The organism is Xanthobacter aminoxidans (assembly GCF_043193615.1).
GTDB classification, from domain to species: domain Bacteria; phylum Pseudomonadota; class Alphaproteobacteria; order Rhizobiales; family Xanthobacteraceae; genus Xanthobacter; species Xanthobacter aminoxidans.
This window is the reverse complement of the sequence record NZ_JBAFUS010000001.1, coordinates 1,661,043-1,687,935: the sequence shown is the minus strand read 5'-3', so window position 1 is coordinate 1,687,935 and position 26,893 is coordinate 1,661,043. Positions and strand designations below refer to the sequence as shown.

Sequence of the window (26,893 nt, the reverse complement as noted above, 5' to 3'; positions counted from 1 at the left end):
GCCTGCGCCAAACCAGCGCGCGGAGGCGGGCATGCGTTTCATTCACACGTCTGACTGGCAGTTGGGCAAGCCGTTCGGCCGCGTGCCGGAGGAGGCGCGCACCGTTTTGAGGGAGGCGCGGCTCGACGCCATCGACCGCCTCGCCGCCGCGGCCCGTGCGAACGGGGCGCCGCTGGTGCTGGTGGCCGGCGACGTGTTCGACAGTCCGGAGCCGGGAGATCGGGTCTATCGGCAGGCGCTCAACCGCATGAAGGCGCAGGCCGACGTGCGCTTCCTGCTGCTGCCCGGCAACCATGATCCGTTGCGCGCCGACGGCCTGTGGAGCCGGCTTGCCGCCGATACGCCGGCCAATGTCGCGGCCCTCACCGAGGCGCTGCCCGTGGACCTCGGCACCGGAGATGGCGAACAGGCCGTGCTGCTGCCGGCCCCACTCTCCCACAAGCGCAGCGTGGCTGACCCCACCCAATGGTTCGATGGGGCGGAGACGCCTCCGGGCGCCCTGCGCATCGGCCTCGCCCACGGCTCGGTGCAGACCTTCGGCGGCGATGCCGACCCCAACCTCGTCGCGGTCGACCGCGCCCGCCGCGCCGGCCTTGCCTATCTCGCGCTGGGCGACTGGCACGGCCGCATCAGGATCGATGAGCGCACCTATTACAGCGGCACGCCCGAGCCAGACGATTTCGGCCGCGAGGTGACGGGCGTCGCGCTGCTGGTGGACGTCTCCGGCAATGCCACGCCTGAGGTGACGGAGCTGCCCATCGGACGCCACCACTGGCTGGAGGAGGGCTGGTCTCTCTCCGGCGCGGACGATCTCGACGCGCGCATCGCCGGCCTCGCGCCAGGCGTGGCGCGGCAGGATCTCGTCTGCCGGCTCCGGCTCTCCGGCCTCGTCACGCTGGCTGAGCGGGTGGCGGTACGCCGCCGTCTGGAGGACGAGCTGGCCCATGAGGTGCGCTGGCTGGACCTCATCGCCGACGATCTCGTGACCCGGCCCACCGACACCGACCTCTCCGAGATCGACGCCCAGGGCGAGCTGCATACAGCCGCCGTGCGCCTGCGGGCGATGATGGGCGAGGGCGGGGCCGAGGGGCGGCTCGCCGCCCAGGCGCTGGAACGCCTCTATGTGGAGCAGATGCGCGCCCAAAGGGCGGGGGAAGCGTGATGCGGGTTCGTCGTCTCAGGATCGAGAATTTCCGCAAGTTCCGCGCCCCCGTGGTGGTGGACGGCTTCACCGACGGGCTGAACCTCGTCTGCGAGCCCAACGAGACCGGCAAGTCCACCGTGCTGGATGCCCTGCGCGCGGCCCTGTTCGAGCGCCACAGCGCCAAGAGCGACCGCATCCGCTCCTTCCGCCCGCAGGGCGACGAGGTGGCGCCGAGCGTGGAGCTGGCCTTCGACGTGAACGGCGAGGAATGGCGCCTCACCAAGCGCTTCCTGCTCTCGCCCTCCGTGACGCTGGAGGGGCCGGAAGGGCGGTTCGCCTCCGATGCGGCCGAGGAAAAACTGCAGGGCCTCCTCGGATTCGCCCGCGCCGGAAACCGCGGCGCCGATGACGACAGCCGCGGCGCGCTCGGTCTGCTCTGGGTGGAGCAGGGCCAGTCCTTCCTCCTCGGCAGTCCGGGCGAGACCGCCCGCCGCACGCTGGAGGAGGCTCTGGCCGGCGAGATCGGCGCCGTCACCGGCGGCCGTCGCGCCAAGGCGGTGGTGGCGCAGGTGGAGAAGGCGCTGGAGGATTTCCTCACTCCCGGTGGCAAGCCAACCAAGCGGCTGAAGCAGGCGATGGAGGCGGCCGAGGCTGCGCGCCTTGCCGCCACCGAGCGGGCGCGGGAGCTGGAGCAGTTCGAGGGCGTGCTGGAGCAGCTCGAATACAAGCGCAACGAGCGCCGCCGGCTCGTGCGCGACATCGAGGACCCGCAGACCGACGCCGATCTGAAGAAGCTGGACGAGGACATCGCCCGCGCCCGCGCCGCCGGACAGGCACTGGAGATCGCCACCCTCGCCGTGCGCGAGCAGTCCGCCCGCCGCAGCGCGCTGGAGGAGCGCCGCGCCGGGCGCGAGAAGCTCGCGACCCAGCTTCAGGCCGCTGAGGCAAAGGTGGCGGGTGCCACGGAGGCCGTGAGCACCCATGCCGAGGTGATCAGTCGCGTCCGCTCCAGCGAAAGGGCGGCGGCCCTGGCGCTGGAGGCGGCCCGAACAGCCCTGCGCGAGGCGGAGACCCGGCGCGACCAGTCCGTCGCCGAGCGCGCCGCCGCCGAGCGCCGCTTTGCGCTGGCCGCTGCCTTCGCCCGGCTCGACCGTGCCGAGGCCCATGCCGCGAACATTCGCGAGCGGGAAACGCGCATCGCGGCCTCGCGCATGGATGCCGCTGCCGTGGATCGCCTGCGCCAATTGGAAGATGCGGAGAGCGCCGCGCGGGCCCAGGCGGAGGCCGGCGCCGCCACGCTGACCGTGACCCTGGAGCCCGGCGCACCGCAGATCCTCCTCGATGGCACGCCGCTGACCGAGGGCGCCATCCGCCTCAGCCGGCCGCGCACCCTTGCCATTCCCGGCGTCGGCACCATCGCCTTCGCCCCGCCGCCTTCGGGCGAGCCGGCGCTGGCGCGGCTGCGGGCGGCGCGGCGCGATCTCGCCGATTTCCTCGCGGGCGTGGGCCACGATACGCCGCAGGCCGCCCGCACCGCGGGCCGGGCGCGGGCCATTGATGAGGCCGAGCTTCTGGGGCTTCGCACACGGCTCAAGGCCGAATGCCCGGCCGATGCCGCCCTCGGCATTCCCGCTGGCCTCGATCCCCTGCGCGGCGCGCTCGCCGGCGTGGAGCGGCCGTTTCCGGAAGCCAAGGATGCCGCATTCCCCGCCGCCGACGTGGAGACGCCCTATCGCGCCGCCCGCGCCGCCGAGACGGAGGCCGCTGCGCGCCGCGAGGCGGCGCTGGAGAGCCTGAAGGCGGGCGAACTCAAGGAAGTCGCCCTCGCCGCCGCGCTGGAGCGGGCCGAGGCCGAGCGGGCGCGGCTCGCCGCCGACCTTGCGGCCGACCGCGCCGCGCTCGCGGACGAAGATCTCGCCGCCGCCCTGGAGGACGCGCGGGCCGCCGAGGCCCGCGCGCTGGTGGATTGCGACACCGCCCGCCGCGCCGCCGAAGGGCTGGACGCGGACGGCTTCATCCGCCGCCGCGACACGCTGCGCAAGAAGCGCGACACGCTGCAATCCCAGCTGCCGGAGCTGGCCGGCGCGGTGGCGCGGCTGGAGGAGCAGGCGCGCACGCTGGGAGGGGAAGGTCCCGCCAGCCGCAAGGCCGCCGCCGACGAGGAGGCCGAGGCCGCCGCCGCCGCCCACGCCCGGCTGAAAAGCGAGGCGGACACGCTGGCGCTGCTGCTGAAGGTGCTCAAGGAGGCGCAGCAGGATGCGGCGCGGCGCTATCTCGCCCCCGTCACCCGGCGCATCGAGCCCTATGTGCGGCGCCTCCTGCCCTCCGCCAGCCTCTCCTTCGGCGAGGACCTCAAGCCCCAGCTCCTCACCCGCGCCGGCCGCGAGGAGGCGGCGGAGATGCTCAGCAAGGGCACGCAGGAGCAGATCGCCATCCTGACCCGCCTCGCCTTCGCCGATCTCCTCATCGACAAGGGCCAGCCCGCCTCGCTGGTGCTGGACGATGCCCTCGTCTTCGCCGACGACGACCGCTTCGACACCATGATGGAAATCCTCTCCGAAGCCTCCGGCCGCATGCAGGTGCTGGTGCTGAGCTGCCGCGCCTCGGCCTACCGGGCCATGGCGGCGACGCGCCTCTCCATCCGTCCTGCGTGATACTCCCGCACCTCTCGCGACCATTGTAGGATGGGGGCGGGAAGGGCACAGGAATGGGCGGGATCGTCACAGCGCGCGCGGGTGCGGGCCGTCCGCGGGAGCCGCGCGGCGACACATGGGGGCGCCGGTGAGCGGCCCCGTCGAGAGACTGCGCCTGTGGCTGGCGCAGGAGCTTCATCTCGGCGCCATCGTGCGGGCGCTGGTGGTGATCGGTCCGCTGGTGATCGCCTATCTCCTCTCCGGCGAACCCGCGCTGGTCAATCTCTGCCTGCTCACCGTCTCCCTGCTGATCCCGGCGCTGAAGCTGCGGCTCAGCCCGGCGGCGGTGATCGTGCAATATCTCGTCATCGTCGCCACCTTCGCGCTGCTGTTCCTGGCGGCGCCGATCCCACCCTTGTTCGTGGTGCTGTCGGCCGTCACCGGCTTCATGGCCGCGGCCGTGACGCGCTTCGGCACGCTGATGCGAACGCTGGGCAACTGGGTGTTCATCCCCGCCGTCTACCTGGCGCTGGACATCCGCGAGGGGGCGCTGGGCGAGGCGGCGCTGTGGCAGGCGGGCGTGCTGCTCGGGCTCTCCCCGGTGGGGCTCGCCCTCGTCTGCGCCGTACAGGCGCTAGACGGGCGGCGGCGGACGCTGGAGCGATCCGAGATCTTCGGGCCACCCTCCGGCGACTGGCTGGTGCCGGCGGTGGCGACGGCGGCCGCGGTGTTCGCGGCGGCGCTGCTGGTGGAGATGTTCGACATCCGCGAGGGCCAGTGGCTCATCTGGTCGGCGGCGAGCGTGGTGGTGGGCGATCTTTCCGCCTCCACTGGCAAGCTCAAGCTGCGGGCCATGGGCGCGCTGGTGGGGGCGCCGCTCGGGCTGCTGATCGGGCTGGTGCTGCCGGTGAGCGACGTGGGCTACTCCTTCTGCGTGCTCGGAGCCATGCTCACGCTGATCGCGTTTTCGCGCTACGTGATCGGCTTCGGCGCGCGCTGCTTCTTCATCGCGCTCGCGGCTGCGTTTGCAGGGACGGGCAGCGGCATCGCCACCGAGCGGGTGGAGAACGTGCTCATCGGCGGTGCGTTCGGTCTCGTCGCCGTGGCCCTCGCCGAAATCGCGCGGCCGCCGCGCCGTCCGCGACCGGAGCGGCCGGCGGCGCTCTGAGGCTGGTCAAGCCCGCGCAGCGCCTGAGCGTGGCCTGTTCTGCCTCGGTCCAATCAGCCGGCCACGTCGACCGGATCGAGCACGAAGGGAGTGCGCTCGGCGAGGTCGTTGATGTGCGCGAAGTAATTCTCGAAGTGCGGCGTCTCGCGATGGGCGGTGACGGCCGCGGCGTCCACATAAAGCTCGTCGATGACGAACCGCGTGGGCTCGGCCTGATCGCGCCAGAAGTCCCAGCGCCGGTTGCCCGGCTCGGCGCGGGTGGCGCGCGCCATGCCCGTGAGCAGCGCCTGCAACGCTTCCGCCTTGCCCGGGCGGGCGGAGAGAAGGACCACGATCTTGACCGGCGCGCTCATCTTTGGAGGTTCCTTCAGGGGGAAGAGGCCGGAAATGGGCCTCCTTCCGGCCTGAAGGTCAAGGGGGCTCCGCTACTCCGCCGCCTCGTCGAGATGCGGCACTGGGGCGAGGCGCACCGGGGCGGCGGGCTTGTCGCGCTTGCGGGTGAGCCAGCGCTGGAGCCGGACCATGTAGAGATAGACCACCGGCGTCGTGTAGAGCGTGAGCACCTGGCTCACCATGAGCCCGCCCACGATGGCGAAGCCGAGCGGACGGCGCAGCTCCGAGCCGGTGCCCGTCCCCAGCATCAGCGGCAGGGCGCCGAGCAGCGCGGCCATGGTGGTCATCATGATGGGTCGGAAGCGGATGAGGCACGCTTCATAGATGGATTCCTCCGGCGTCTTGCCCTCGCGCTCCCGCACCAGCGCGAAGTCGATCATCATGATCGCGTTCTTCTTCACGATGCCGATGAGCAGCAGGATGCCGATGAGGGCGATGACCGAGAGGTCATAGCCCGCCACATAGAGCACCAGCAGCGCCCCGACGCCGGCCGACGGAAGGCTGGAAAGAATGGTCAGCGGGTGGATGAAGCTCTCATAGAGCACGCCGAGGATGATGTAGACGGCGACGATGGCGGCAAGGATCAGGTAGGGCTGGCTGCGGAGCGAGTTCTGGAACGCCTGCGCGGTGCCCTGGAAGGTGCCGATCAGCGTCTGCGGCATCCCCGCTTCCAGCTCCGCCTGTTTGATGGCGTCCACCGCCTGCCCCAGCGCGACGCCCGGCGCGAGGTTGAAGGAGAGCGTCACCGCCGGGAACTGGCCCTGGTGGGAGATGGAGAGATAGGCGGTCTTCGAGTTGTCCACCTTCACGAAGGCGGAGAGCGGGATCTCCTCGCCCGTGCGCGGGGAGCGAACATAGACCTTGTCCAGCGCGCCGGGGTCGGTCTGGAGCTTGGGATCGACCTCTAGGATCACATGGTATTGCGAGAGCTGGGTGAAGTATTGCGCCACCTGCCGCTGGCCGAAGGCGTCATAGAGCGTGTCGTCGATCACCATCGGCAGGATACCGAAGCGGGCGGCGGTGTCGCGATCGATGGTGAGGGAGACGGTGGGCGCGTTGGTCTGCTGGTCGGTGGCGACGTCGGTCAGTTCCGGCAGCGATTTCAGCTTGGCCAGCATGCGCGGGCCCCAGGCGTTCAGCTCGTCGAGATTGGCGTCCTGCAATGTGTATTGATACTGGGTGCGGGAGGCGCGCCCACCTACGTTGATGTCCTGCGAGGCCTGGAGGAACAGGGCGATGCCCTCCACCTTCGCGAGCTGGGGCCTGAGGCGGTGGATCACCTCGTCGGCGGTCACGTCGCGCTCGCTCCGCGGCTTCAGGGTGATCCAGACGCGGCCGGTGTTGATGGTCTGCGAGCCGCCGGTGGCGCCCACCGAGCCGGAGACGTTTTCGATGGCGGGGTCGCGCGCCACGATGTCGAGCAGCGCCATCTGCTTGCTTGTCATGGCCGAGAAGGAGATGTCCTGCGCCGCCTCGGAGAAGCCCTGGATGAAGCCGGTGTCCTGCTGCGGGAAGAAGCCTTTGGGAATGGCCACATAGAGCCAGCCGGTGGCGGCGACTGTGGCGAGGAGGCTCATCAGGGTGAGGAACTGGTGCTTCAGCACCCATTTGAGGCCGGTGTCATAGACCTTCAGCATCCCGTCGAAGAAGGCTTCGGCCGCCATGTAGGCACGCCCGTGCTTCACGCCGTGCTCGTTCTTGAGGAACAGGGAGCACATCATGGGCGTCAGCGTCAGCGACACCACCACCGAGACGAGGATGGTGATGGTGACGGTGACGGCGAACTCGCGCAAAAGGCGCCCGACGATGCCGCCCATGAGCAGCACGGGGATGAACACCGCCACCAGCGACAGGCTGATGGAGATGATGGTGAAGCCGATCTCGCCCGCCCCCTTCAGCGCCGCATCGAACGGGCGCATGCCCTCCTCGATGTAGCGATAGATGTTCTCCAGCATCACGATGGCATCGTCGACGACGAAGCCCACCGCGATGGTGAGGGCCATGAGGGAGAGATTGTCGAGGCTGTAGCCCACCACATACATCACCGCGAAGGTGCCGATGAGCGCCATGGGCACGGTGACGCTCGGGATGATGGTGGCCCAGAGGCTGCGCAGGAAGGCGAAGATCACCGCCACCACCAGCGCGATGGTGATGAGCATGGTGAGCTGCACGTCATCCACTGAGGCGCGGATGGTCTCGGTGCGGTCGCCGATGATCTTCACCGTGATGCCGGGGGGGAGTGACGCCTCCAGCCGAGGGATGGCCGCCTTTACCCGGTCCACCGCGTCGATGACGTTGGCACCGGGCTGCTTGAAGACGATGAGCTGGATGCCGCGCTTGCCGTTCTGCCAGGAGGCGAGGCGGGCATTCTCCGGTCCGTCCACCGCGCGGCCGATGTCGCGGATGCGCACCGGCGCGCCGTTCTTGTAGGCGACCACCACCTCGTTCCAGGGCAGGGCAGTGAGCAACTGGTCGTCGGCATAGATGGTGAAGCCCTGCGCCGGCCCGTCGAAGCTGCCCTTGGGCTGGTCCACGGTCGCGGCGGCGAGCACCGCGCGCACGTCTTCCAGGCTCATGCCCAGCGCCGCGATCTTGGCGGGGTCCACCTGCACCCGCACCGCCGGTTTCTGCTCGCCGGTGATGGCCACCTGCGCGATGCCGGGAATCTGGCTCATCTGCTGGGCGAGGATGGTGTCGGCCGCGTCGTCGAGCTTGGTGAGGGGATGAAGGTCCGACTGGACGGACAGGATGAGGATGGGCGCGTCTGCCGGATTGACCTTGCGGAAGGTGGGCGGGCTCGGCAGGTTCTTGGGCAACTGGCCAGACGCCGCGTTGATGGCGGACTGCACGTCCTGCGCGGCGGCATCGATGCTGCGGCCGAGATCGAACTGGATGGTGATGGAGGCGACGCCCAGCGCGCTGGTGGAGGTCATCTGCGTCACGCCGGCGATCTGGCTGAACTGTCGTTCCAGCGGCGTCGCGACGGAGGATGCCATGGTCTCGGGGCTGGCGCCCGGCAGGCTGGCGGAGACCTGGATGGTCGGGAAGTCCACCTGCGGCAGGGGTGCCACGGGCAGCAGCGGATAGGCCACGAGGCCGACCAGCAGCAGCGCCGCCATCAGCAGCGTGGTGGCGATGGGCCGCCGGATGAAGGGCGCTGAGACGTTCATGCCGGCGCTCCCACCGACACGCTCTTCGCAGGTGGCGCGGCAGGCGGCGGACGCAGGGTGATGCGGGCGCCGGGGGTGAGCTTGTACTGGCCGTCGATCACCACCTGATCGCCCGCTGCCAGCCCCGTGGCGATGGAGGCGGTGCCGGCGCTGATCCCGCTCGTGGTGACGGCACGCTTCTCCACCGTGTCGTCCGGCTTCACCACATAGACATAGAAGCCGTCCGGCCCGCGCTGGATCGCCTGCGCGGGAATGGTGACGACGTCGTGGTGGGTGTCGAGCAGCACCTTCACGTTCACGAAAGCGCCGGGCCAGAGCTTGAGGTCGTCGTTCGGAAACATGGCCTTGATGCGCAGCGTGCCGGTGTCGGAGCTGATCTGGTTGTCGATCAGCGCCACCGTGCCTTCGCCCACCTTCGTCACGCCGTCGCGGCGGAAGGCGAGGGCCGAGACCGGGCCGCGCGCCAGCGCCGCCTGCATGTCGTCGAAGCGGTCCTGCGGCAGGGTGAACACCACGGCAACGGGCTTCAGCTGGGTGATGACCACCAGCCCGCCCTCGTCGTTGGCATGGACGATGTTGCCCTCGTCCACCAGCCGCACGCCGGTGCGGCCGGAGATGGGCGCGCGGATGGTGGTGTAGTCGAGCTGGATCTGGGCATTGTCGATGGCGGCCTCGTCGCCCGCGATCTGCGCCTGATACTGGGCGACCAGCGCGCTCTGGGTATCGAGCTGCTGCTGGGACGCCGCCTGCTTGGGCACCAGAACCTTGTATCGGTCGTAGTCCGCCTTGGCGTTGGCGAGGAGGGCCTCGTCCTTGGCCCGCGCCGCCTTGGCCTGGGCGAGGGCGGCGGCGAAGGGGCGCTGGTCGATCTGGGCGAGGATGTCGCCCGCCTTCACCTCCTGCCCCTCCTTGAACACCACCTTGGTCAGCTCGCCGTCGACGCGGACCTTCACGGTGATGGTGTTGGAGGCCTGCACCGTGCCGATGCCCTCGCCATAGACCGGCACGTCCTCCACCTTCACCGCCGTGGCGATGACCGGGATGGGCGGGGGTGGTGCCTTGGGTTTCGGCGCCTGCGCTGCGGCTCCGACCAGTCCCTGCTGCCAGGCGACGGCGCCGGCGACGACGATCAATGAAATGACGAAGGGGAAGACACGCATCAGGCCGTCCTGCGGCAATGGTCGATGTCCCCTTCAACACCCCCACGGCCGGAACCCTGCGCGCATTGCAGCAAAGCTCACGTCTCTGTGATGAGCTGGTCGGAGCGCAGGGTTTGCCGGCCTTGGGTGTTCAAATGCCAGCGTCCGGGCAGCGAGGAACGGCGGCCGAGGCTGCCGCGACAGACAATCCGGCGGCGATGGACTTGAAGGGAGTTCGCATCATGGTGCCATGTTGCGGGCGGAACGGGCCGGGACACAGGCGGGCAGTTGGACGCGCATGCGCGAGCCGAGCGACGAGGAACTCATGTCGGCCATCGCCGCCGGCGATGAAGCCGCGTTCCGCGCGCTCTGCCAGCGCTATGCGGTGCGGGCTGTCGCCTTCGCCCGGCGCTTCGTGGGCAACAGCAGCGACGCGGAAGACATCGCCCAGGAGGCCCTGCTGCGGGTCTGGCGGGCGGCGCCCCGCTGGCGGCCGGATGCGGCCTTCGGCACCTGGTTCTACCGCATCGTCATCAATCTGTGCCTCAATGTCCGCCGCCGCTTGCCGTTCTTCGGCCTCGACGTGGCCGGCGAGCGGACTGATCCGGCGCCCGACGCGCTCGCCATCATGGAGCGGCAGGAGGAGGACCGGGCCTTGCTCGCCGCGGTCGCTGCGCTTCCCGAACGGCAGCGGGTGGCCATATTGCTTACCTATTGGGAGGGGTTCTCCAACGCTCACGCTGCGGAGATTCTCGGCACCTCGGTTTCCGGCGTGGAGACGCTGCTCGTCCGCGCCCGGCGTAGCCTGCGCCTGAGCCTCGGTGCCGCACGAAAAGAAGGACAGGGCGATGACACGTGAGGAATTCGAGCACCTCTTGATCCGCCACGGCACGGATATCGCGCTGTGGCCGCCTGCGTCCCGCATTGCCGCCGAGGCATTGCTCGCGACGGACGTGGCGGCACGGTCGCTGCTGGCCGACGAGATCGCGCTGGAGCGGCGGCTCGCCGGCGCAGCGCGGCTTGCGAGCGAGGCGGACATGCGGCCGGCGCGGCGTGTCACGCTCGCGCTCGCCAACGCGCCGCTGCCGCGCCAGTCCCGCCGCCATCCGGTGCTCTGGCTGCCGGACTGGCTCATCGCACTCGACCTGCGGCCGGCCTGGCCGAGCATCGCCACGCTCGCCGGCATGGCGCTGCTCGGCTTCATGGTGGGGTCGAGCGACACGCTCGTCAGCATCGGCCCGGCCGCGCGGGCGGGCGCGACCACCGATGTCAGCGCGGTGGTGTTCGAGCCGGGACCCATCGGTGAGGGCGTGCTGTGAGCCCCTTGTCGCGCCCGCTATCCGGCTTTTCGGGACTCGCCTCCGCGCCGCGGCGCCTGCTGATCGCCTCCCTCGCGCTCAACCTGTTCTTCGCGGGCGTGGCGCTGGCTGTGGTGATGCGTGCGCCGCACAAGCCCGTCTTCCTGCCCGCCCCCAATGTGGAGGACCGCAGTCCGCGGGTGCGCATCGACCGGCTGGCGGCGACCCTCCCCATGGCCGACGCCCGCCTTCTGCTGGCCCGCTTCGCCGCCGCCAACGGACGGCTGGTGGACGCCGAGGCGGCCTCCCGCGCGGCGCAGGAGCGCGCCCGCGAGACCTTCCTTGCGAGGCCCTTCGATCCGGCGGCGGCGCGGGCCGCATTGTCCGGCCTGCGCGATGCCCGCAGGGAAGTCTGGTCCATCGTTCACGACGTCATCATCGACGCGGCCGGGCAGATGTCGCCCGAAGGCAGCGCCCGCATCGCTGCCTGGGTGCCACCGGTGCCGCCCGACGAGACTGCGCGGTAGGGCAGGTACGGGAGCCGAGCCGGCCCCGGGAGCGCCACGAAGCATTGAGCCGGCAACGTTTTCCGCCTGTCGCCCCGACAGAAGGGGACGCGACCAAGCGCCGCTTGGCCTGCGCGTCGCAACAGATTAGATCAACTCCAATCTGCGGCCCGCTCCCCTGCGTCGCAGCCTGTCGCGCGCCGATCCGTTCCTTCCAGAAGGTATCGCCATGAAGCCTCTGCACCGCGAAAACCACCTGATCGAACGCATCGGTTGGCTGCGCGCCGCCGTCCTCGGTGCCAATGACGGCATCATCTCGACCGCCAGTCTCATGGTGGGCGTCGCGGCGGCCTCGACCAATTCATCGGAAATCCTCGTCGCGGGCGTGGCGAGCCTTGTCGCCGGCGCCATGTCCATGGCGGCGGGCGAATACGTCTCGGTGAGCTCGCAGGCCGACACCGAGAATGCCGACCTGCAGAAGGAGCGGCGCGAACTGGCCGAGGATCCCGAAAGCGAGCTGGCCGAGCTGACGCAGATCTATGTGCGGCGGGGCGTCGAGCCGGCGCTGGCGCGGCAGGTGGCCGAGCAGATGACGGCGAAGGACGCCTTCACCGCTCATGCCCGTGACGAACTGGGGCTGGCCGAGCATGTGGTTGCGCGCCCCATCCAGGCGGCCCTGACATCGGCAGTGACCTTCGCGCTCGGCGCGGCGATCCCGCTCATTATCTCGCTGGTGGCGCCCACCGCCCAGATCGCGCCGATCGTCTCGGGGGGATCGCTGGTCTGCCTTGCGGTGCTCGGCGCGCTCGGTGCGCGGGCGGGCGGCGCGGACATCTGGAAGCCGACCATCCGCGTGACCTTCTGGGGCGCCATCGCCATGGCCGCGACGGCGGCCATCGGCACGCTGGTGGGTCACGCGGTCTGACCGGACCGACCTCGCACAAGTGCCGCTGCCGGGCCTATTCGCCCGCCAGCGGCCTGTTCTCGTGATGCCATGCGGCGGGCAGCCTACGGGGAGAGCTCCTCCAGAACCCGACCCTTCGTCTCGATGGCGAAGAACATGGTGACGAGTGCGCCCACCACGAGGACACCGGCGAAGGTGGCAAACACATACTGGATGCCCGCCGCGCCCATGATGGTGCCCACCACGATGGGGCCGGCCGAGGAGCCGAGCCGCAGCCACGCGCTGCCGAGGCCGGTGCCGATCGCCCTGAGGCGCGTCGGGTAGAGTTCGGCCGAGTAGAGGTAGAGTGAAAAGGTGATGGTCTGCACGATCGCGTAGGCGAGGCCGGCGAGGACCAGGACCTCGGTCGGGGAGGTTGCCCCCATCCACGCCAGGGCCAGCAGCGGGATCGGCGCCGCGAGGAAGGCGAAGGTATACCAGCGCTTGCGGCCGACCTTGTCGATCAGCAGGGCGCAGGCGATGGACGCCACCACGCCGGCCACCGAGGTCAGGAGGCCATAGAGCAGCGCCGTTTCGAGCGGCAGGTTGAAGGTCTGCCGGTAGAGGGTGGGCAGCCAGGCGATCATGCCGTTGGCCACGAGGTAGGAGCAGAACCACATGGACCAGATGGTGAGCGTGCGCCGGCGATAGATGCCGGAGAACAGCTCCCGGATGCCCGAACGCTCGACTGGCTTCATGGCCACCGGCTTCGGCTCGGCCAGCACATGGCCTTGGGCGGTGGCGCTGTGTTCCAGGTCCGACACGATCCTGTCGGCCTCCGCATAGCGGCCCTTGGCGGCGAGCCAGCGCGGCGATTCCTTCATGAAGAAGCGCAGCGGGATGAGGATGGCGGCGGGCACGATCCCGACGAGGAACATGGCCTGCCAGCCATAGACCGGCACCAATGCGCGGGCGATGAGGCCGGCCCCGACGAGGCCGAACAGGAACATCACCTCATAGAGCAGGAAGAAGCGGCCGCGCCCCTTCGAGCCGATATATTCATTGATGTAGGCGCTCGCCACCGGCACCTCGCCACCGGTGCCGATGCCCTGGATGAAGCGGAAGGCCATCATGGAGGCCGCGCCCCAGGCGAACAGGCAGGCAATGTCCATGCTGACGAACAGCAGGATGGTGAAGAGCAGCACGGAGAGGCGGCCGATGCGCTCGGCCAGCCAGCCGAAGAAGACCGCGCCGATGAGCTGCCCGAGGTAGCCCATGGAAAGGATCATGCCCGTCTGTTCGGGCTTGAGACCCCACTCGCGCACCAGCACCGGCATGGCATAGGCGATGGCGATGACGGTGTAGCCATCGAAGAAGGTGGCGGCGCCGATGATGTTGCGGGTCCAGAACACGCGTCGGGTGATCGGGAGCCGTTCGAGGCGGGCGCTGATGTCGGCTTGGCGCTCGGCATCTCTGCGCAAGTCGGTTGCCCCGCTAGCACCGAGGTGCCGCGGCGTCTGCATGAGCATTGGGTTTCCTCCAGGGATGATCTTGGTTTTTCTTTTTGCCGGTGGCCAGAGGCGCCCGGATTTGGCGCGTCCCGGCCTGGAGCCGGGACGCGCTTGTCACCCGCTAGGGGCGGAGGCGGCATGGGCCGCCTCCGGGGACGTGAGACTCAGGCCGCGAGGGCGTCGGCGACCACGGTGAGGCCGGAGGCCTTCACCGCCGCGCGGATCTCGGCGTCGGCCGCCTCGCCGAGGGGCTTCAGGGGCTCGCGGATGTTCACGTTGTCGATGAGACCGCGGGCACGCAGCGCATGCTTGAGGGCGACGGTGCCCTCCATGTGCGAGCCGCGATGATAGACGGCGCGGGTCACGGGCAGGAGCTGCTCGTGATACTTGCGGGCGAGGGTGTAGTCCTGCGCCTTGCCGGCCTTGAGGTATTCGATGAGCAGCTCGGGTGCCATGTTGCCGTAGCCGACCAGAAGGCCGTCCACGTCGAACATGGTGGGCAGCAGCCACTCGTCGTGGCAGGACATGACGGCGAGGTTCGGGAACGCCTTCTTGAGGGCGGGGATTTCATCGTACCAGCGCTTCATGTCGCGCACGCCGTTCTTGGTGGCGGTCACGCCCGGAATGGCGGCGATCTCGAGCTGGGTGTCGAGGTCGTAATTGGCCTTGGTCACGGCCGGGTACTGGAACAGGATGCACTCGAGGCCGGACTGGGCGATGGCCTTGTAGCGGTCCTGCGGGGCACCCTTCTGGTAGCCGAAGCGCAGCCAGCCGTGGTTCGGATACACGAGCGCGCCGCTCGCGCCGGCGTCGAACTTCTTCTTCGCCTCGATCTCGGCGACCTTGGTGCCTTCACCGGTGATGCCGGCGATGACGGGGAGCGGGGTCGCGTCCTTGTAGACGCGGATCAGCTCGATCTGCTCGTCGAAGGTCAGGAAGGTGCCCTCGCCGGCATGGCCGAGGATGACGAGGCTCTTCACACCGGGAATGGCGGCCAGCCACTTGGCGAGGCGGGCGTTGCCGTCGAAGTCGACGTCGCCGTTGGCCTTGAAGAGGGTGACGGGGGCGGGGTTCAGGCCCTTCCAGTCGATAGCCATGGTTCGAGTTCCTTCCTTGGGATCGTTCAGACCGAAAATCCGGTCCCGCTTCCTCCGACCCGCAGCTTTTGTTGGATCGTTAGCGGGAACGTTCCCATAATTGCCCTTGTGTCCGTCTCCTGTCAATCGCTAACCTGTCGCCAGATGCCGGACCGAAGGACACAAGCCGTTGAACGATGACGAACCGCACGAGCGGCAGGGACGCGTCACCATCCTTGACGTGGCGGCGGCGGCAGGTGTGTCCAAGTCCACGGTCTCGCGCATCCTCGACGAGCGCCTGCCGCGCTCGGAGAACGCGACCGCCCGGCGGGTGAGGCAGGTGGCGGAAAGCCTCGGCTATGTCCGCGACGTCTCCGCCGCGAGCCTCAGGCGTGGCCAGACCAACACCATCGGCGTCATCGTTCCCCGGCTGACGGACACGGTGATGGCCATGCTCTACGAGGCGCTGGCCCGTGCCTGCGCCCGCACCGGCCAGTTTGCCATCGTCGCCACCACCGACGACGAGCCGCGCGCTGACCGCAAGGCGGCGCAGACGCTGCTCCAGCGGGGCGTCGACGGCCTCGTCCTGTCCACCGCCCGCGAAGGCGACGATTTCGCCCAGGAACTCGCCGACCGTGGCGTGCCCTATGTGCTCGCGCTGCGGAGCGACGGGCGCAGCCTCGCCTCGGTGGGCGACGACCGGCTGGGGGGATATCTCGCCACGCGGCACCTGATCGATCTCGGCCATCGCCGCATCGGTCTCATCGCCGGCCCCGCCTATGCGTCCAGCAGCCGGGGACGCGTGGAGGGATACAGGCAGGCGCTCGCGGAGGCCCGCATCGCCGATGATCCGGCGCTCGTGGTCGAATCCACCTTCGGCATCGATTCGGGGGCGGATGCGGCCGAGCGGCTGATGAGCGCGGCCGAGCCGCCCACGGCGCTCTTCGCGGTCAACGACAACACCGCCATCGGTGCCCTCTCGACGCTCGCCCGGCTCGGTCTCTCGGTGCCCGGCGACGTCTCGGTCGTGGGCTACAACGATATTCCCATCGTCAGCCGTTTGCCCACACCGCTCACCTCCGTGCGCGTGCCGTTTGACCAGATCGCTGCCGACGCGCTGGACCTGCTGATGCGAGGCCCCGTGACGCGCGCCGATCGCCTGCGCATCGCCGCCCCCACCCTGATCCCCCGCCAGTCGACGGCCACCCCGGCCCAGACTCGCTCCGGCACTTCCGGCCGCCGCGGTCCGGAAAGCCGACCATCGGCGCGGTAGCGCGCCGGTCCCGACCTGATGAGGGGCGGCCTCGGGCTGTGCCTCCGCGAAGCCAGGGGATGCGACGGCCAACACCTCTTGCCGCTGCGGCACATATCGCGGGCGCGAATTCCCCGGCATCATCGCGGCATGGCCGATTCCTCCGTTCCACCCCGTCCGCCCCGCCCGCGCAATCCGTTGCGGGTCGCCCTGCGCTTTGCTTTCCGGGTGGTGGTCGGGATCGTCATCCTGCTCGACGAGCTGGTCCGTCCGCTCTATCGGCCGCTGCTGGATTGGCTCGCCGCGCTGAAGCTGGTGCAGCGGTTCGAGGCGTGGGTTGGCGGCCTGCCGGCCTATGCCGTGCTGGTGCTCATCGCCGTGCCCTACGGCGTGGTGGAGCCGGTGAAGTTCCTGGCGCTCATCCACATCGCCAATGGCCATGTCCGCACCGGCACGTTCCTGTTCCTGCTGGCGCATCTGGTGAGTTTCGTCCTCATCGAGCGCATCTTCACTGCCGGCAAGGCCCAGCTGATGACGGTCCGGTGGATGGCCTATGTCATCGAGACTGCGGCTTCGGTGCATCGCTCGGTGTCGGAATGGTTGAGGCTCGCCGAGCTGAAGCGGCGGGTGCGGGCGCTGTGGCGCTGGGCGCGGCTGCGCTTGCGCTAGACACGGGCGCATCCGCGGCCATGATGGCCGCCAGATGTATTCACAGGAGACGCGATGACGAGCGACGCGATTCCCGCCGCCATGCTGGAGGAGGCTTACGCCGCCATCGACGCGGCCAACGCCGCCGATCCCGCACAGGTGGAGGTGGACGGCCGGAGCGTGCCGGCGGCGGTGCTCTACGGGCAACGGATGACGCAGGTGCTCGCCCGCTTCAGGCCCGATGCTTCCGACGCGCTCAAGATCGCCGCGCGCGGCCAGCACATCGAGCGCTTCACCATTCCGCGCGAGACCTATCCGGCGGGCAAGGCCGGCTATTTCCGCTGGCGCACGGAGCTGAAAAACGTCCACGAGCGGCGCATCTCCGAGATCCTGCGCGGCCTCGGCTTCGCGCCGGACTTCGCCGAGCGCGTGGGCAAGATCGTCCGCAAGGACCGGCTGAAGCAGGATGCCGATATGCAGGTGCTGGAGGACGTGGCCGTGCTCGTCTTCCTCACCTACGAGCTGGACGCCTTCCTCGTGAAGCACCGCCCCGAGCCGGAGAAGGTGGCCGGCATCCTCGCCAAGACCTGGGGCAAGATGTCCGAGGAGGGCCACGCCGCCGCCCTCGCCCTGAACCTGCCGCAGGAGGTGGTGGACCTGCTCGATCAAGGCCTCGCCGCGCGGGCGAATGCGGAAGACTGAAGGTCTGCCGCCCGCTTAGGGTCTTCACCAACCGGCGCCCCGCCTGAGCGCCTTCATCGCAGTGTGGGCGGCGGGCGCGTGTGGTATCTCCCTCTGCCTCGGCGGGATTGCCGCCCGGCCACGAACGAGGGGAGGGGACGCAATCGCCACGGATCGCAAGCGCCTCTCCGCCTTCCTGTCGGGTTTTCGCGGCACGGCGCGGGCGGACCTCGGCCGATCCCTCGCGGCATCGGCGGCGACTGGCCTCCTGGTCATCGCGCAGGCCTTTCTCGTGGCCCGCATCATCGATGCCGTGCTGTTCCGCCACGAGGCGCTCTCCGCGCACGCTTTCGAGCTTACCGCCCTTGTCGGCGCCATCCTGCTGCGCTTCGGCGCCGTATGGGCAAGCGAGCATTTCGGCTTCGCCGCCGCCGCGAAGGTGATGCGCGCCTTGCGCACCCGGCTCCTCGACCGGGTGGAGGCCATCGGCCCCGTGGGCCTCGCCGAGGCCCGCACCGGAGAGCTGGTGGCGGCGCTGGCGGAGGGCGTGCGGGCGGTCGAGCCCTATTATTCGCGCTACATTCCGGCTTCCGTGCTGGCGGTGATGCTGCCTGTCGCGGTGCTGGTGGCGGTGTTCCCGTTCGACTGGGTGTCCGGCCTCATCCTCTTGGCAACCGCGCCCTTCATCCCGGTCTTCATGATCCTCATCGGCAAGGGCACGGAGGCGCTGAACCAGAAGCAGTGGCGCCGGCTCGCCCGCATGTCAGGTCACCTGCTCGATGCGGTGCAGGGGCTCGCGACGTTGAAGGCGTTCAATGCGGCCGGCCGCATGGTCGCAGAGGTGGCCGCCGTCGCCGATGATTACCGGCGCGACACCATGGGCGTGCTGCGCGTCGCCTTCCTCTCCTCGGCGGTGTTGGAATTCTTCGCGACTGTCTCTATCGCCCTCATCGCCATCTTCATCGGCTTCCGGCTGCTGTGGGGCGAGATGGCCTTCTTCCCCGGCCTGTTCGTGCTGCTGCTGGCGCCGGAATTCTATGCGCCGTTGCGCGCCATGGGCACGGCCTACCACGCCCGCATGGAGGCCATCGGCGCCGCCGAGCGCCTCGTCGCGCTGGAGGAGATGCCGGCCCTCGCCGAGAGTGGCGGTACGGCACCGCTGCCCGTCCCGGACGCGATCTCCATCCGCTTCGAGGATGTGCGCCTCGCTTTCCCGGACGGGCGCGTCGCGCTGGATGGTGTGAGCTTCACCATTGGTGCGGGGGAAACGGTGGCGCTGGTCGGGCCGTCCGGCGCTGGCAAGTCCTCCATCCTCAGCCTCGCGCTCGGCTTCGTGCGCCCCACCTCCGGCCGGGTGCTGGTGAATGGGGTGCCGCTGTCGGAGCTGGACCTTGCCGACGTGCGGCGCCGCATCGCCTACGTGCCCCAGCGTCCCCGCCTGTTCGCCGGCACTCTCGCCGCCAACATCGCCCCCGGCGAGGCGGCACCGGACGCGGCACGTCTGGCCCGGGCGGTGGCCGATGCCGGCCTTTCCGACGTGGTGGCGGGCCTGTCCGGCGGCGTCGCTGCGGATGTGGGTGAAGGCGGCGCTGGCCTCTCCGGCGGTCAGGCCCATCGCCTCGCGGTGGCCCGTGCCTTCTACCGCGCCGCCCCCTTCGTTGTGCTCGACGAGCCCACCGCCCATCTCGACCGGAAGAGCGAGGCCGAGGTGCAGGCCGCCCTCTCCCGTCTTCTCGTCGGCCGCACCGGCCTCGTGGCCGCCCACCGCATGGCGAGCGTCGCCGGTGCTGACCGCATCATCGTGCTCGCGCGCGGGCGGATCGTCGCCGAGGGCACGCCCGCAGACCTCCTGCGCCATGGGAGGCTGGATGGCTGGCTCGATGGCGACCTGGTGCCCGATCTGGCCCCGGCTCCCGGAAGCGCGGAGGCGGTGCGATGAAGGACGCGCTGCGCCTCCTGCGCCTGATGGCGCCCCATGCCGGCTGGATGGCGCTGGCCGTGCTCGTCTCGGCGCTGGCGACCCTCGCCCATATCGCCTTGATGGCCACCTCCGGTTGGTTCATCGCGGCCATGGCGCTGGCCGGCGCGGCCGGGGCGAGCGTGAACTATTTCACGCCCTCGGCGGCGATCCGCGCCTATGCCGTCGTCCGCACCGTCGGGCGCTATGGCGAGCGCATCGTTGGGCATGAAGCGACGCTGAAGTTCGTGGCGGCGCTGCGGCCGTGGTTCTTCGCGCGGCTGATCCCGCTCGCTCCGGCGGCGCTGGAGGACCAGCGCTCCGGCGACCTCCTCGCCCGGCTCAAGGGCGACATCGACCGGCTGGAATTCGCCTTCCTGCGTATCCTCTCGCCCGGTCTTGCCGCGGTGCTGGTGCTGGCGGTCGGGCTCACCGTCCTCGCGCTCCACGATGGTGGAATGGCGGTGGGCATCGGCCTCGCCGCGCTGCTTGCCGGGCTCGCCCTGCCGCTTCTCGTCCATCGCCTCGGGGCACGGGCGTCGCGGGAGGTGACGGCCGGCACGGCGCAGCTCAACGCGCTGCTGGTGGACCATCTGGAAGGGCGGGCGGAGCTCGACATCTACGATCCCGACCGCCGCCACCGCGCCGCGCTGGATGAGACCAGCGACGCGCTCATCGCCTGCGAACACCGGCTCGCCGGCATCGTCGGCTTTGCCAGCGCGGGCGTGGGCCTGTTCGCGCAAGCCTCGCTCGTGCTGGTGCTGCTCATCGGCGCGCCACGGGTGCTGGCGGGCACGCTGCCGGGCGCCGACCTGCCCATGCTGGCGCTGCTCGCGCTCTCCTTGTTCGAGGCGGTGGCGCCGCTGCCGCTCGCCTTTCAGACCCTGCCGGCGACGCTCGCCTCGGCCCGCCGCATCTTCAACCTCATCGACCGTCCGCCGCCGGTGGAGGAGCCTGCCGCGCCGAAGCCGGTGCCGGAGGCCGGCACGCTGGCGTTCGCCCATGCGGGGCTGACCTATCCCGGTGCGGCGAGCGTGGCCCTCACCGACATCGATCTCGCGCTGGCCCCGGGCCGGCGCATCGGCGTGGTCGGGTCGAGCGGCTCGGGCAAGTCGAGCCTCGTCGCCCTGGCGCTCCGGTTCCGCTCCCCTGCGCCGGGGGAGGTGACGTTCGCCGGTTCGAGCATCGCTGACTTCAGCTCGGATGACCTGCGGCGGCGCATGGCGGTGCTGGCGCAGCACGATCATCTCTTCGCCGCCACCATCCGCGAAAATCTGCTTGTCGCCGATCCCGAGGCGCCGCCGGCAAAGCTGGAAGCGGCTCTGGAGCGGGCCGGCGTCCTCGCCTTCGTCGCGGCGCAGCCGGACGGGCTGGATACCTTCCTCGGCGCGAATGGGGCGAAAGTCTCCGGCGGCGAGGCGCGGCGGCTCGGGCTAGCGCGCGCCCTTCTGAAGGAGGCGCCGATCCTGATCCTCGATGAGCCCACAGAAGGGCTCGACGGCGAGACCGAGCGCCGCGTGCTGGAGGCGCTTCTGGGCGCGCCCCGCGATCAGGCGCTTCTGTTCATCACCCACCGCCGCGCCGGGCTTGAGGCGATGGACGAGATCATCGTGATGGATGGCGGCCGCATCGTCGCGCGCGGGGCGCCTGCCGACATGCTGGCCATCGTCGGGTCAGGAACGATCGGTCCCGGAACGATTTCGGGCGGCGTCCAGGAGGACACCGCCCGATCAGCCGGCTCCGGTCAGGGCTTGGAGCAAGCCCCACCATGATTATCTGGAGTTGCACAACCACCTAGAGCCAGTTCGTGTTGGCTCTGTCGATCCAGCTTCGTTACGGAAGTACCCCTACAGGCCGAGATAGGCCGCGCGCACCTTCGGATCGTCGAGCAGGGCCGCGCCCGTGCCTTCCATGGCGATGTAGCCGGTCTCCAGCACATAGCCGCGGTCGGCGATGGCCAGCGCCGCGGAGGCGTTCTGCTCCACCAGCAGGGTGGTGATGCCCTCGGCGCGCAATGACGTGACTGCGGAGAGGATCTGGTCCACTAGCAAAGGCGCGAGGCCGAGGGAGGGCTCGTCCAGCAACAGCAGCTTCGGCCCCGCCATCAGCGCGCGACCGATGGCGAGCATCTGCTGTTGTCCGCCGGAGAGGCTCATGGCTGGCGTCCTGCGCCGCTCGGCGAGCACGGGGAACAGGCCGTAGACGTGATCGAGTCGCGCCTGCCGCTTCGCATCCTGCCGCCGGTAGGCACCGAGCTTCAGATTGTCCTCGATGCTGAGCGGGCCGAACACCTGCCGGCCCTCCGGCGATTGCGAGATGCCGCGCACCACCCGCAAATGCGGCTCCATCCGCTCGATGGCCTCGCCCTCGAAGACGATGCGCCCGCCGCGTACCGGCTGCACGCCGGAGATGGCGCGCAGGAGCGTGGTCTTGCCGGCGCCGTTGGAGCCGACCAGCGCGACGATCTCGCCGGCCTTCACCTCCAGCGATACCTCGCGCAGGGCCATGATGCGGCCGTAGGAGGAGGAGAGGGCTTCAACCGTGAGCACGATCCGCCTCCCGCGATCCGATGTCCCCGAGATAGGCGGCGATGACCTGCGGGTTCTCCCGCACCGCGCGCGGCGGCCCCTCCGCCAGCGGGCGGCCCTGGGCGAGCACCAGCACGCGGTCGGAAATCTTCATCACCAGCTTCATGTCGTGCTCGATCAGCACCACCGCCACGCCGCTCTTCGCGACGGCGGCGATCAGGTGGTCGATGGCCTCGGTCTCCACCGCATTGCAGCCGGCTGCCGGCTCGTCCAGCAGCAGGATCTTCGGGTCGGCGGCGAGGGCACGGGCGATCTCCAGGCGCTTCAGCGCGCCATAGGGCAGGGCGCCGGCGGGCGCGTCGGCGATGTCGGCGAGACCCACCCGCTCGAGCAGCGCCAGCGCCTTTTCCCGCGTGACGCGGTTCTGCCGGAACACCGAGGGCAAGCCGAGCATGTCGGCGAGGAACGAGGTGCGCTCGGAGAGGGCACACCCCACCATCACATTCTCTACCGCGGTCATGCGGAAGAAGATCTGCAGGTTCTGGAAGGTGCGCGCCATGCCGCTTCGGACGCGCCGGTGGGGCGGCACGGCGGTGATGTCCGCACCGTCGAGCCGAACCGAGCCGCGCGAGGGGCGGTAGATGCCGGTGACGAGGTTGAACAGGGTGGTCTTGCCCGCCCCGTTCGGCCCGATGATGGAGAAGACCTCGCCGGCGCCGACCTTGAAGCTCACCTCGTCCACGGCCCTGAGTCCGCCGAAGGAGATGCCGATGCCGCTCACGTCGAGAAGGTGTGTCTTGCTGGTCACGGCAGGCGCTCCTCGATCAGCGCGCGCAGCGACGGCACGATGCCCTGGGGCAGGAAAATCATGAACACCATGATGAGGAGGCCGAGCACCGCCTGCTCGTATTCCTGGAAAGCGGTGAGCGTCTGCGGCAGCACCACCAGGAAGGCGGCGCCGAGCACGGTGCCGAACACCGAGCCGAGCCCGCCGATGATGACCATGGCCACCAGTTCCACCGAGTGCGAAAAGCTCGCCGCCTCCGGCGTGATGAGGCCGTTCATGGCCGCCAGCAGCCCGCCCGCCACCGCCGCATAGACCGCCGCCACCACGAAAGCGGCGAGCTTCTTGGCGGAAACGTCGATGCCCGCGCCGGCCGCCGCCACCTCGCTGTCGTGCAGCGCGCGCAGCGCCCGCCCGGTGGGGCTCGCGGCGATGTTGAGGGCGATGAGGGCGCCGATGAGCAGCGCCCCGGCCGAGACCCAGTACCAGTTCAGCGCCCCCGTCACCCGCCAGCCGAACAGCGTGATGCGCGACACGGACATGCCGTCCGGCCCGCCGGTCAGCTCGGTCTCGCTGTGGAGGATGAGGGCGACGATGACGCCGAAGCCGAGCGTCGCGATGGCGAGGTAATAGCCCTTCAGCTTCAGGATGGGCCGGCCCACCAGCCAGGCGATGACGCCGGAGAGCGCCGCCCCGAGGACGATGCACAGCAGCGGATCGAGCCCGAGCCGCGCCGGCCCGATCGCCACCGCATAGGCGCCGATGCCGAGGAAGCCGGCATGGCCGAGGCTCACCTGACCCGCGTAGCCCATGAGGATGGTGAGGCCGAGGGCGGCGAGGGAGAAGATCCACACCAGCGCCGCCACCCGCAGGTGGAAGGAGGTGGGGGCGATCATCGGCACCAGCGCCATGATGAGCGCGAGGGCGATGAGCGGGGTGATGCGCGAGCGCAGGACGGCCTTCATCACACGCGCTCCACGGTGCGGCTACCGAACAGGCCGCGCGGCATGAACAGCAGGACGACGAGGATCATCAGGAACGCCACCGCGTCCTTGTAGGTGGAGGAGAGGTAGCCCGCCGCGAAGGTCTCGATGAGGCCGATGAGGAGCCCCCCCACCACCGCGCCCAAGGGATTGCCCATGCCGCCCAGCATGGCGGCGGCGAAGCCCTTGAGGGTGAACAGTGTGCCGATGTCGTAGCGGGTCAGCGTGATGGGTGTCGCCACCACGCCGGCGAGCGCGCCCATGGCGGCCGAGAGGCCGAAGGCGAGGGCGAGCACGAGGGCGACATTGATGCCCACCAGCTTCGCCGCCAGCCGGTTGGCGGCAGTGGCCAGCACGGCCTTGCCCACCAGCGTGTGCTCCAGGAACAGGTAGAGCGCCACCACGAGGGCGAGCGCGGTGCCCATCACCCACAGGCTCTGCGGCAGGATGGTGGCGCCGCCGACCGGGATGGGCGTGTCGCCGGAGAAGGCGGGCAGGGAGTGGAACTGCTTGTCGAAGATGATCTGCGACACGCCCTTGATGAAGATGGACGCGCCGATGGTGATCATGATGAGCGTCACCGGCGAGGCGCCGCGCGCCGGCTCGATGGCGAGGCGGTGCAGAAGCAGGCCCACCAGCACGGCGGCGACCACGGCGATCAGCGCCGCCACCGGCAGCGCGAGGCCGGCCGCCATGAGGAAGACGGTGCCCATGCCGCCGATCATGACGAAATCGCCCTGGGCGAAATTGATCACGTCGGAGGCGTTGTAGATCAGCGTGAAGCCGAGGGCGATGAGCGCGTAGATGGCGCCCACCGTCAGCCCCGAAAAGGCGAGCTGGAGAAATTCGGACATGTCCTCACGCCGTCTGTGCGGCGGCGCCGGTGTGGCGCCGCCGCGGTGGGGATCGGGTGTGCGAAACGATCAGCGGGCGGGCGCTTCGATCGCCCAGTCGCCGTTGCGGATCACCAGCATGCGGAACGAATCCGTGCCGAGGCCGAGATGGTCGGCGGGCGCGAAGGTGTAGATGCCGGTCACGCCCACATAGCCCTTGGTCGCCTCCAGCGCGTCGCGGATCTTCTTCGGGTCCGAAGACTTGGCGCTCTCGATGGCACGGGCGACGAGTTGGATGCCGTCATAGCCGTAGCCGCCGAAGGTGGAGACCGGCTGGCCGGTGGTCTTCTCGTAGGAAGATTTGTACTGCGCCACCACCGGCTTCTGCGGGTCGTTGTCCGCCAGCTTGTCGCCGATCAGGATGGCCGGGGCGGGCAGGCGCACGCCCTCGGCGGCGGGGCCGGCCAGTTCGATGAAGCTCTTCGAGGCGACGCCGTGGCTCTGGTAGAGCGGCAGCTTGATGCCGAGCTGCGCATAGTTGCGCGTCACGATGGCCGGGCCCTGGCCGAAGCCGGGGTTCAGCACCGCCTCGACGCCCGCCGTGTTCTTGATCTTGTTGAGCTGGGGCGTCATGTCGGAATCGGTGGCGCCGTAGCTCTCGTCGGCGACGACGGTGATGCCGTACTGGCCGATCACCTTCAGGCACTGGTTGCGCATGGACTTGCCGAAGCCGTCCGTGCCCGAGATCATGCCGATCTTGGTGATGCCGCGCGCCTTCATGTCCTCGAAGATCTTCTGGCAGGCGGTCTTGTCGGTGTGCGGCGTCTTGAACACGAAGGCGCGCACCGGCTCGATGATCTCGATGCCGCCGGCGAGCGAAACGAAGGGGATGCCGGCTTCTTCGAACACCGGGATCATGGCCATGGTGGCGCCGGTGGAGGTGCCGCCGACCATGGCGACGACCTTGTCGTCTTCCACGAGGCGGGTGGCGAAGGTGCGCGCCTTGTTGGCATCGCCGCCGTCGTCATAGAGCACCAGCTCGACGGGCCGGCCGAGGAGGCCGCCCTTCTTGTTCAGCTCGTCCACATAGAGCTTGAGCGTCTTGGCTTCGGGATCGCCGAGGAAGGCGGCGGGGCCGGTGGCAGAGACCACCGAACCGATCTTGATGGGATCGGCGGCAAGGGCGGGGCTGGTGAGCGCCGGGCCGGCGACCGCGGTCGCGACCATGATGGCAGCCGCGCGCAGCATCGGCCGCAGGCGTGCGGGCGTATCCATGAAGCGTTCCTCCTAAAGGTCCATTTCGGGCCGAGGAGCGGGTTGTCCCGCCTCCATTCGCTGGCCATTCGACCGGCGAGACCCGAACCATATAATTAACCGGCCGGATGGTCAATTGATCGCGTGCGGCTTCGTTGCACGCTTGCCGAGGGCGCGCTTGCGCGGGATGATTGATCGACCGGGCGGACAATATTTGATATCCCAACCTCCTTCCCGATGATGGCGGATGATCGCAGCAGGCCCGTGTCGGGCGGCGGTCGAGATGGACAGGCAAGATGGCTCGCACGCGTGCACAGGATTACGAGGCCAAACGGGAGGCCATCCTCCACAAATCGGCGGAGCTGTTTGCGCAATATGGCTATTCCGGCACCTCGATCACCATGATCGCGGACGCCTGCGGCGCTTCCAAGGCCTTGCTCTACCATTACTATCCGGACAAGGAGGCGGTGCTCTTCGACATCCTGTCCTCGCATCTGGAGCAGCTGATCGCCGGCGCGGAGAAGGCGATCGCCGACGCCCCGGACGGCGGGCGCATCTACGCCATGTCGGCCTCGCTCCTCGATGCCTACAAGGATGCCGACGCCGAGCATCAGGTGCAGATCGCCAATCTCAAGCTGCTGAACAGCGACCGGCAGGAGGCCCTGCGCGCGCTGGAGCGAAAGCTCGTCACGCTGCTTGCCGACGCCATCGCCGAGGAGGTGCCGTCGGTCGGGCGCGGGCCCATGCTGAAGCCCGTGACCATGTCGGCCTTCGGCATGCTCAACTGGCAGTATCTCTGGTTTCGCGACGGCAAGGGCCTGACCCGCGCCGACTATGCCCGCCTCGTCACCGGCCTCATCAAGGCGGGGGCGGAGGAGGCGGTACGGGGTATGTTCGCGCCCGAGGCCAAGGCCGTCGATGCCCGGCCGCCGGAGGGCAAGCCCGCGCAGCCTCGTTCCACCCCGCGCCGCCGCACGACGCCCACCGCAGCCGACGCACCGCGCGCGGCGAAGGCGCGGCGACCGGCGGAATAGGATCGCGGCCGAAAACGC

At 69.6% G+C, this 26,893-nt stretch carries 23 protein-coding genes; 13 read left to right on the top strand and 10 right to left on the bottom strand.

What is annotated here, in order from left to right:
* Positions 1-31 precede the first annotated feature (31 nt).
* The 3 genes from V5F74_RS07725 to V5F74_RS07715 all read left to right on the top strand — a co-directional run bounded on the left by V5F74_RS07725 (position 32) and on the right by V5F74_RS07715 (position 4,945).
* The gene (locus V5F74_RS07725; protein WP_394007184.1) at positions 32-1,162 is read left to right on the top strand and encodes a metallophosphoesterase family protein; all 1,131 of its coding nucleotides are present in this window, start codon (positions 32-34) and stop codon (positions 1,160-1,162) included.
* Positions 1,162-3,798 (top strand): AAA family ATPase, encoded by a 2,637-nt coding sequence (locus V5F74_RS07720; RefSeq protein ID WP_029555500.1) that lies wholly within the window; start codon positions 1,162-1,164, stop codon positions 3,796-3,798. Before V5F74_RS07725 ends, V5F74_RS07720 begins: the two co-directional genes overlap by 1 nt.
* A gap of 127 nt (positions 3,799-3,925) precedes the next feature.
* On the top strand, positions 3,926-4,945 hold the full coding sequence (locus tag V5F74_RS07715) for an FUSC family protein (protein ID WP_394007181.1): 1,020 nt from the start codon (positions 3,926-3,928) through the stop codon (positions 4,943-4,945).
* A 53-nt stretch (positions 4,946-4,998) separates the two neighbouring features.
* Here the strand turns inward: V5F74_RS07715 and V5F74_RS07710 are convergent, their stop codons facing one another.
* The 3 genes from V5F74_RS07710 to V5F74_RS07700 all read right to left on the bottom strand — a co-directional run bounded on the left by V5F74_RS07710 (position 4,999) and on the right by V5F74_RS07700 (position 9,668).
* The gene (locus V5F74_RS07710) at positions 4,999-5,298 is read right to left on the bottom strand and encodes a putative quinol monooxygenase (protein WP_029555498.1); all 300 of its coding nucleotides are present in this window, start codon (positions 5,296-5,298) and stop codon (positions 4,999-5,001) included.
* A gap of 72 nt (positions 5,299-5,370) precedes the next feature.
* The gene (locus tag V5F74_RS07705) at positions 5,371-8,508 is read right to left on the bottom strand and encodes a multidrug efflux RND transporter permease subunit (protein WP_394007179.1); all 3,138 of its coding nucleotides are present in this window, start codon (positions 8,506-8,508) and stop codon (positions 5,371-5,373) included.
* Positions 8,505-9,668: an efflux RND transporter periplasmic adaptor subunit gene (locus V5F74_RS07700; RefSeq protein ID WP_250167903.1), complete on the bottom strand. Its 1,164-nt coding sequence runs from the start codon at positions 9,666-9,668 to the stop codon at positions 8,505-8,507. Before V5F74_RS07700 ends, V5F74_RS07705 begins: the two co-directional genes overlap by 4 nt.
* A 277-nt stretch (positions 9,669-9,945) precedes the next feature.
* Here V5F74_RS07700 and V5F74_RS07695 point away from each other — a divergent pair, with 277 nt between their 5' ends.
* The 4 genes from V5F74_RS07695 to V5F74_RS07680 all read left to right on the top strand — a co-directional run bounded on the left by V5F74_RS07695 (position 9,946) and on the right by V5F74_RS07680 (position 12,376).
* Complete coding sequence (locus tag V5F74_RS07695) at positions 9,946-10,506, top strand: sigma-70 family RNA polymerase sigma factor (protein WP_394007177.1); 561 nt, start codon at positions 9,946-9,948, stop codon at positions 10,504-10,506.
* Entirely contained in the window at positions 10,496-10,966 is a 471-nt protein-coding gene (locus tag V5F74_RS07690) for a hypothetical protein (protein WP_394007176.1), read from the top strand. Before V5F74_RS07695 ends, V5F74_RS07690 begins: the two co-directional genes overlap by 11 nt.
* Before the next feature lie 5 nt (positions 10,967-10,971).
* The gene (locus V5F74_RS07685; RefSeq protein ID WP_394007174.1) at positions 10,972-11,472 is read left to right on the top strand and encodes a periplasmic heavy metal sensor; all 501 of its coding nucleotides are present in this window, start codon (positions 10,972-10,974) and stop codon (positions 11,470-11,472) included.
* A 208-nt stretch (positions 11,473-11,680) separates the two neighbouring features.
* Complete coding sequence (locus V5F74_RS07680) at positions 11,681-12,376, top strand: VIT1/CCC1 transporter family protein (protein ID WP_024280592.1); 696 nt, start codon at positions 11,681-11,683, stop codon at positions 12,374-12,376.
* A gap of 83 nt (positions 12,377-12,459) precedes the next feature.
* Here the strand turns inward: V5F74_RS07680 and V5F74_RS07675 are convergent, their stop codons facing one another.
* Complete coding sequence (locus tag V5F74_RS07675) at positions 12,460-13,857, bottom strand: MFS transporter (RefSeq protein ID WP_394007485.1); 1,398 nt, start codon at positions 13,855-13,857, stop codon at positions 12,460-12,462.
* A 152-nt stretch (positions 13,858-14,009) separates the two neighbouring features.
* Positions 14,010-14,942, bottom strand: a complete 933-nt coding sequence (locus V5F74_RS07670) for a dihydrodipicolinate synthase family protein (RefSeq protein ID WP_024280590.1) — start codon at positions 14,940-14,942, stop codon at positions 14,010-14,012.
* A gap of 169 nt (positions 14,943-15,111) precedes the next feature.
* Here V5F74_RS07670 and V5F74_RS07665 point away from each other — a divergent pair, with 169 nt between their 5' ends.
* The 5 genes from V5F74_RS07665 (at position 15,112) to cydC (ending at position 21,231) form a co-directional block, all read left to right on the top strand.
* Positions 15,112-16,194 (top strand): LacI family DNA-binding transcriptional regulator, encoded by a 1,083-nt coding sequence (locus tag V5F74_RS07665; protein WP_394007171.1) that lies wholly within the window; start codon positions 15,112-15,114, stop codon positions 16,192-16,194.
* A gap of 129 nt (positions 16,195-16,323) precedes the next feature.
* Complete coding sequence (locus tag V5F74_RS07660) at positions 16,324-16,842, top strand: hypothetical protein (RefSeq protein ID WP_250167910.1); 519 nt, start codon at positions 16,324-16,326, stop codon at positions 16,840-16,842.
* A 54-nt stretch (positions 16,843-16,896) separates the two neighbouring features.
* Positions 16,897-17,523 (top strand): DUF4202 domain-containing protein, encoded by a 627-nt coding sequence (locus V5F74_RS07655; protein WP_394007169.1) that lies wholly within the window; start codon positions 16,897-16,899, stop codon positions 17,521-17,523.
* Positions 17,524-17,608: 85 nt separating this feature from the next.
* Positions 17,609-19,441 carry a thiol reductant ABC exporter subunit CydD gene (gene cydD, locus V5F74_RS07650; RefSeq protein WP_348550895.1) on the top strand — a complete coding sequence of 611 codons (1,833 nt, stop codon included), beginning with the start codon at positions 17,609-17,611 and terminating at the stop codon, positions 19,439-19,441.
* Entirely contained in the window at positions 19,438-21,231 is a 1,794-nt protein-coding gene (cydC, locus tag V5F74_RS07645; protein ID WP_394007167.1) for a thiol reductant ABC exporter subunit CydC, read from the top strand. The genes cydD and cydC overlap by 4 nt, the downstream gene beginning before the upstream one ends.
* Positions 21,232-21,306: 75 nt before the next feature.
* On the opposite strand, the gene V5F74_RS07640 is transcribed toward cydC, so the two are convergent.
* From V5F74_RS07640 to V5F74_RS07620, 5 genes are all read right to left on the bottom strand, one after another.
* A complete protein-coding gene (locus tag V5F74_RS07640) occupies positions 21,307-22,008 on the bottom strand; it encodes an ABC transporter ATP-binding protein (protein WP_394007165.1) in 702 nt (233 codons plus the stop codon).
* On the bottom strand, positions 21,995-22,795 hold the full coding sequence (locus V5F74_RS07635; RefSeq protein ID WP_394007163.1) for an ABC transporter ATP-binding protein: 801 nt from the start codon (positions 22,793-22,795) through the stop codon (positions 21,995-21,997). Before V5F74_RS07635 ends, V5F74_RS07640 begins: the two co-directional genes overlap by 14 nt.
* Positions 22,792-23,736: a branched-chain amino acid ABC transporter permease gene (locus tag V5F74_RS07630; protein ID WP_394007161.1), complete on the bottom strand. Its 945-nt coding sequence runs from the start codon at positions 23,734-23,736 to the stop codon at positions 22,792-22,794. The genes V5F74_RS07635 and V5F74_RS07630 overlap by 4 nt, the downstream gene beginning before the upstream one ends.
* Entirely contained in the window at positions 23,736-24,608 is an 873-nt protein-coding gene (locus V5F74_RS07625) for a branched-chain amino acid ABC transporter permease (protein WP_029555483.1), read from the bottom strand. The genes V5F74_RS07630 and V5F74_RS07625 overlap by 1 nt, the downstream gene beginning before the upstream one ends.
* A 69-nt stretch (positions 24,609-24,677) precedes the next feature.
* Entirely contained in the window at positions 24,678-25,862 is a 1,185-nt protein-coding gene (locus tag V5F74_RS07620; protein WP_394007159.1) for an ABC transporter substrate-binding protein, read from the bottom strand.
* Between the two features lie 275 nt (positions 25,863-26,137).
* Between V5F74_RS07620 and V5F74_RS07615 the strand changes: the two genes are divergently transcribed.
* Positions 26,138-26,875 carry a TetR/AcrR family transcriptional regulator gene (locus tag V5F74_RS07615; protein ID WP_394007157.1) on the top strand — a complete coding sequence of 246 codons (738 nt, stop codon included), beginning with the start codon at positions 26,138-26,140 and terminating at the stop codon, positions 26,873-26,875.
* Positions 26,876-26,893 lie beyond the last annotated feature (18 nt).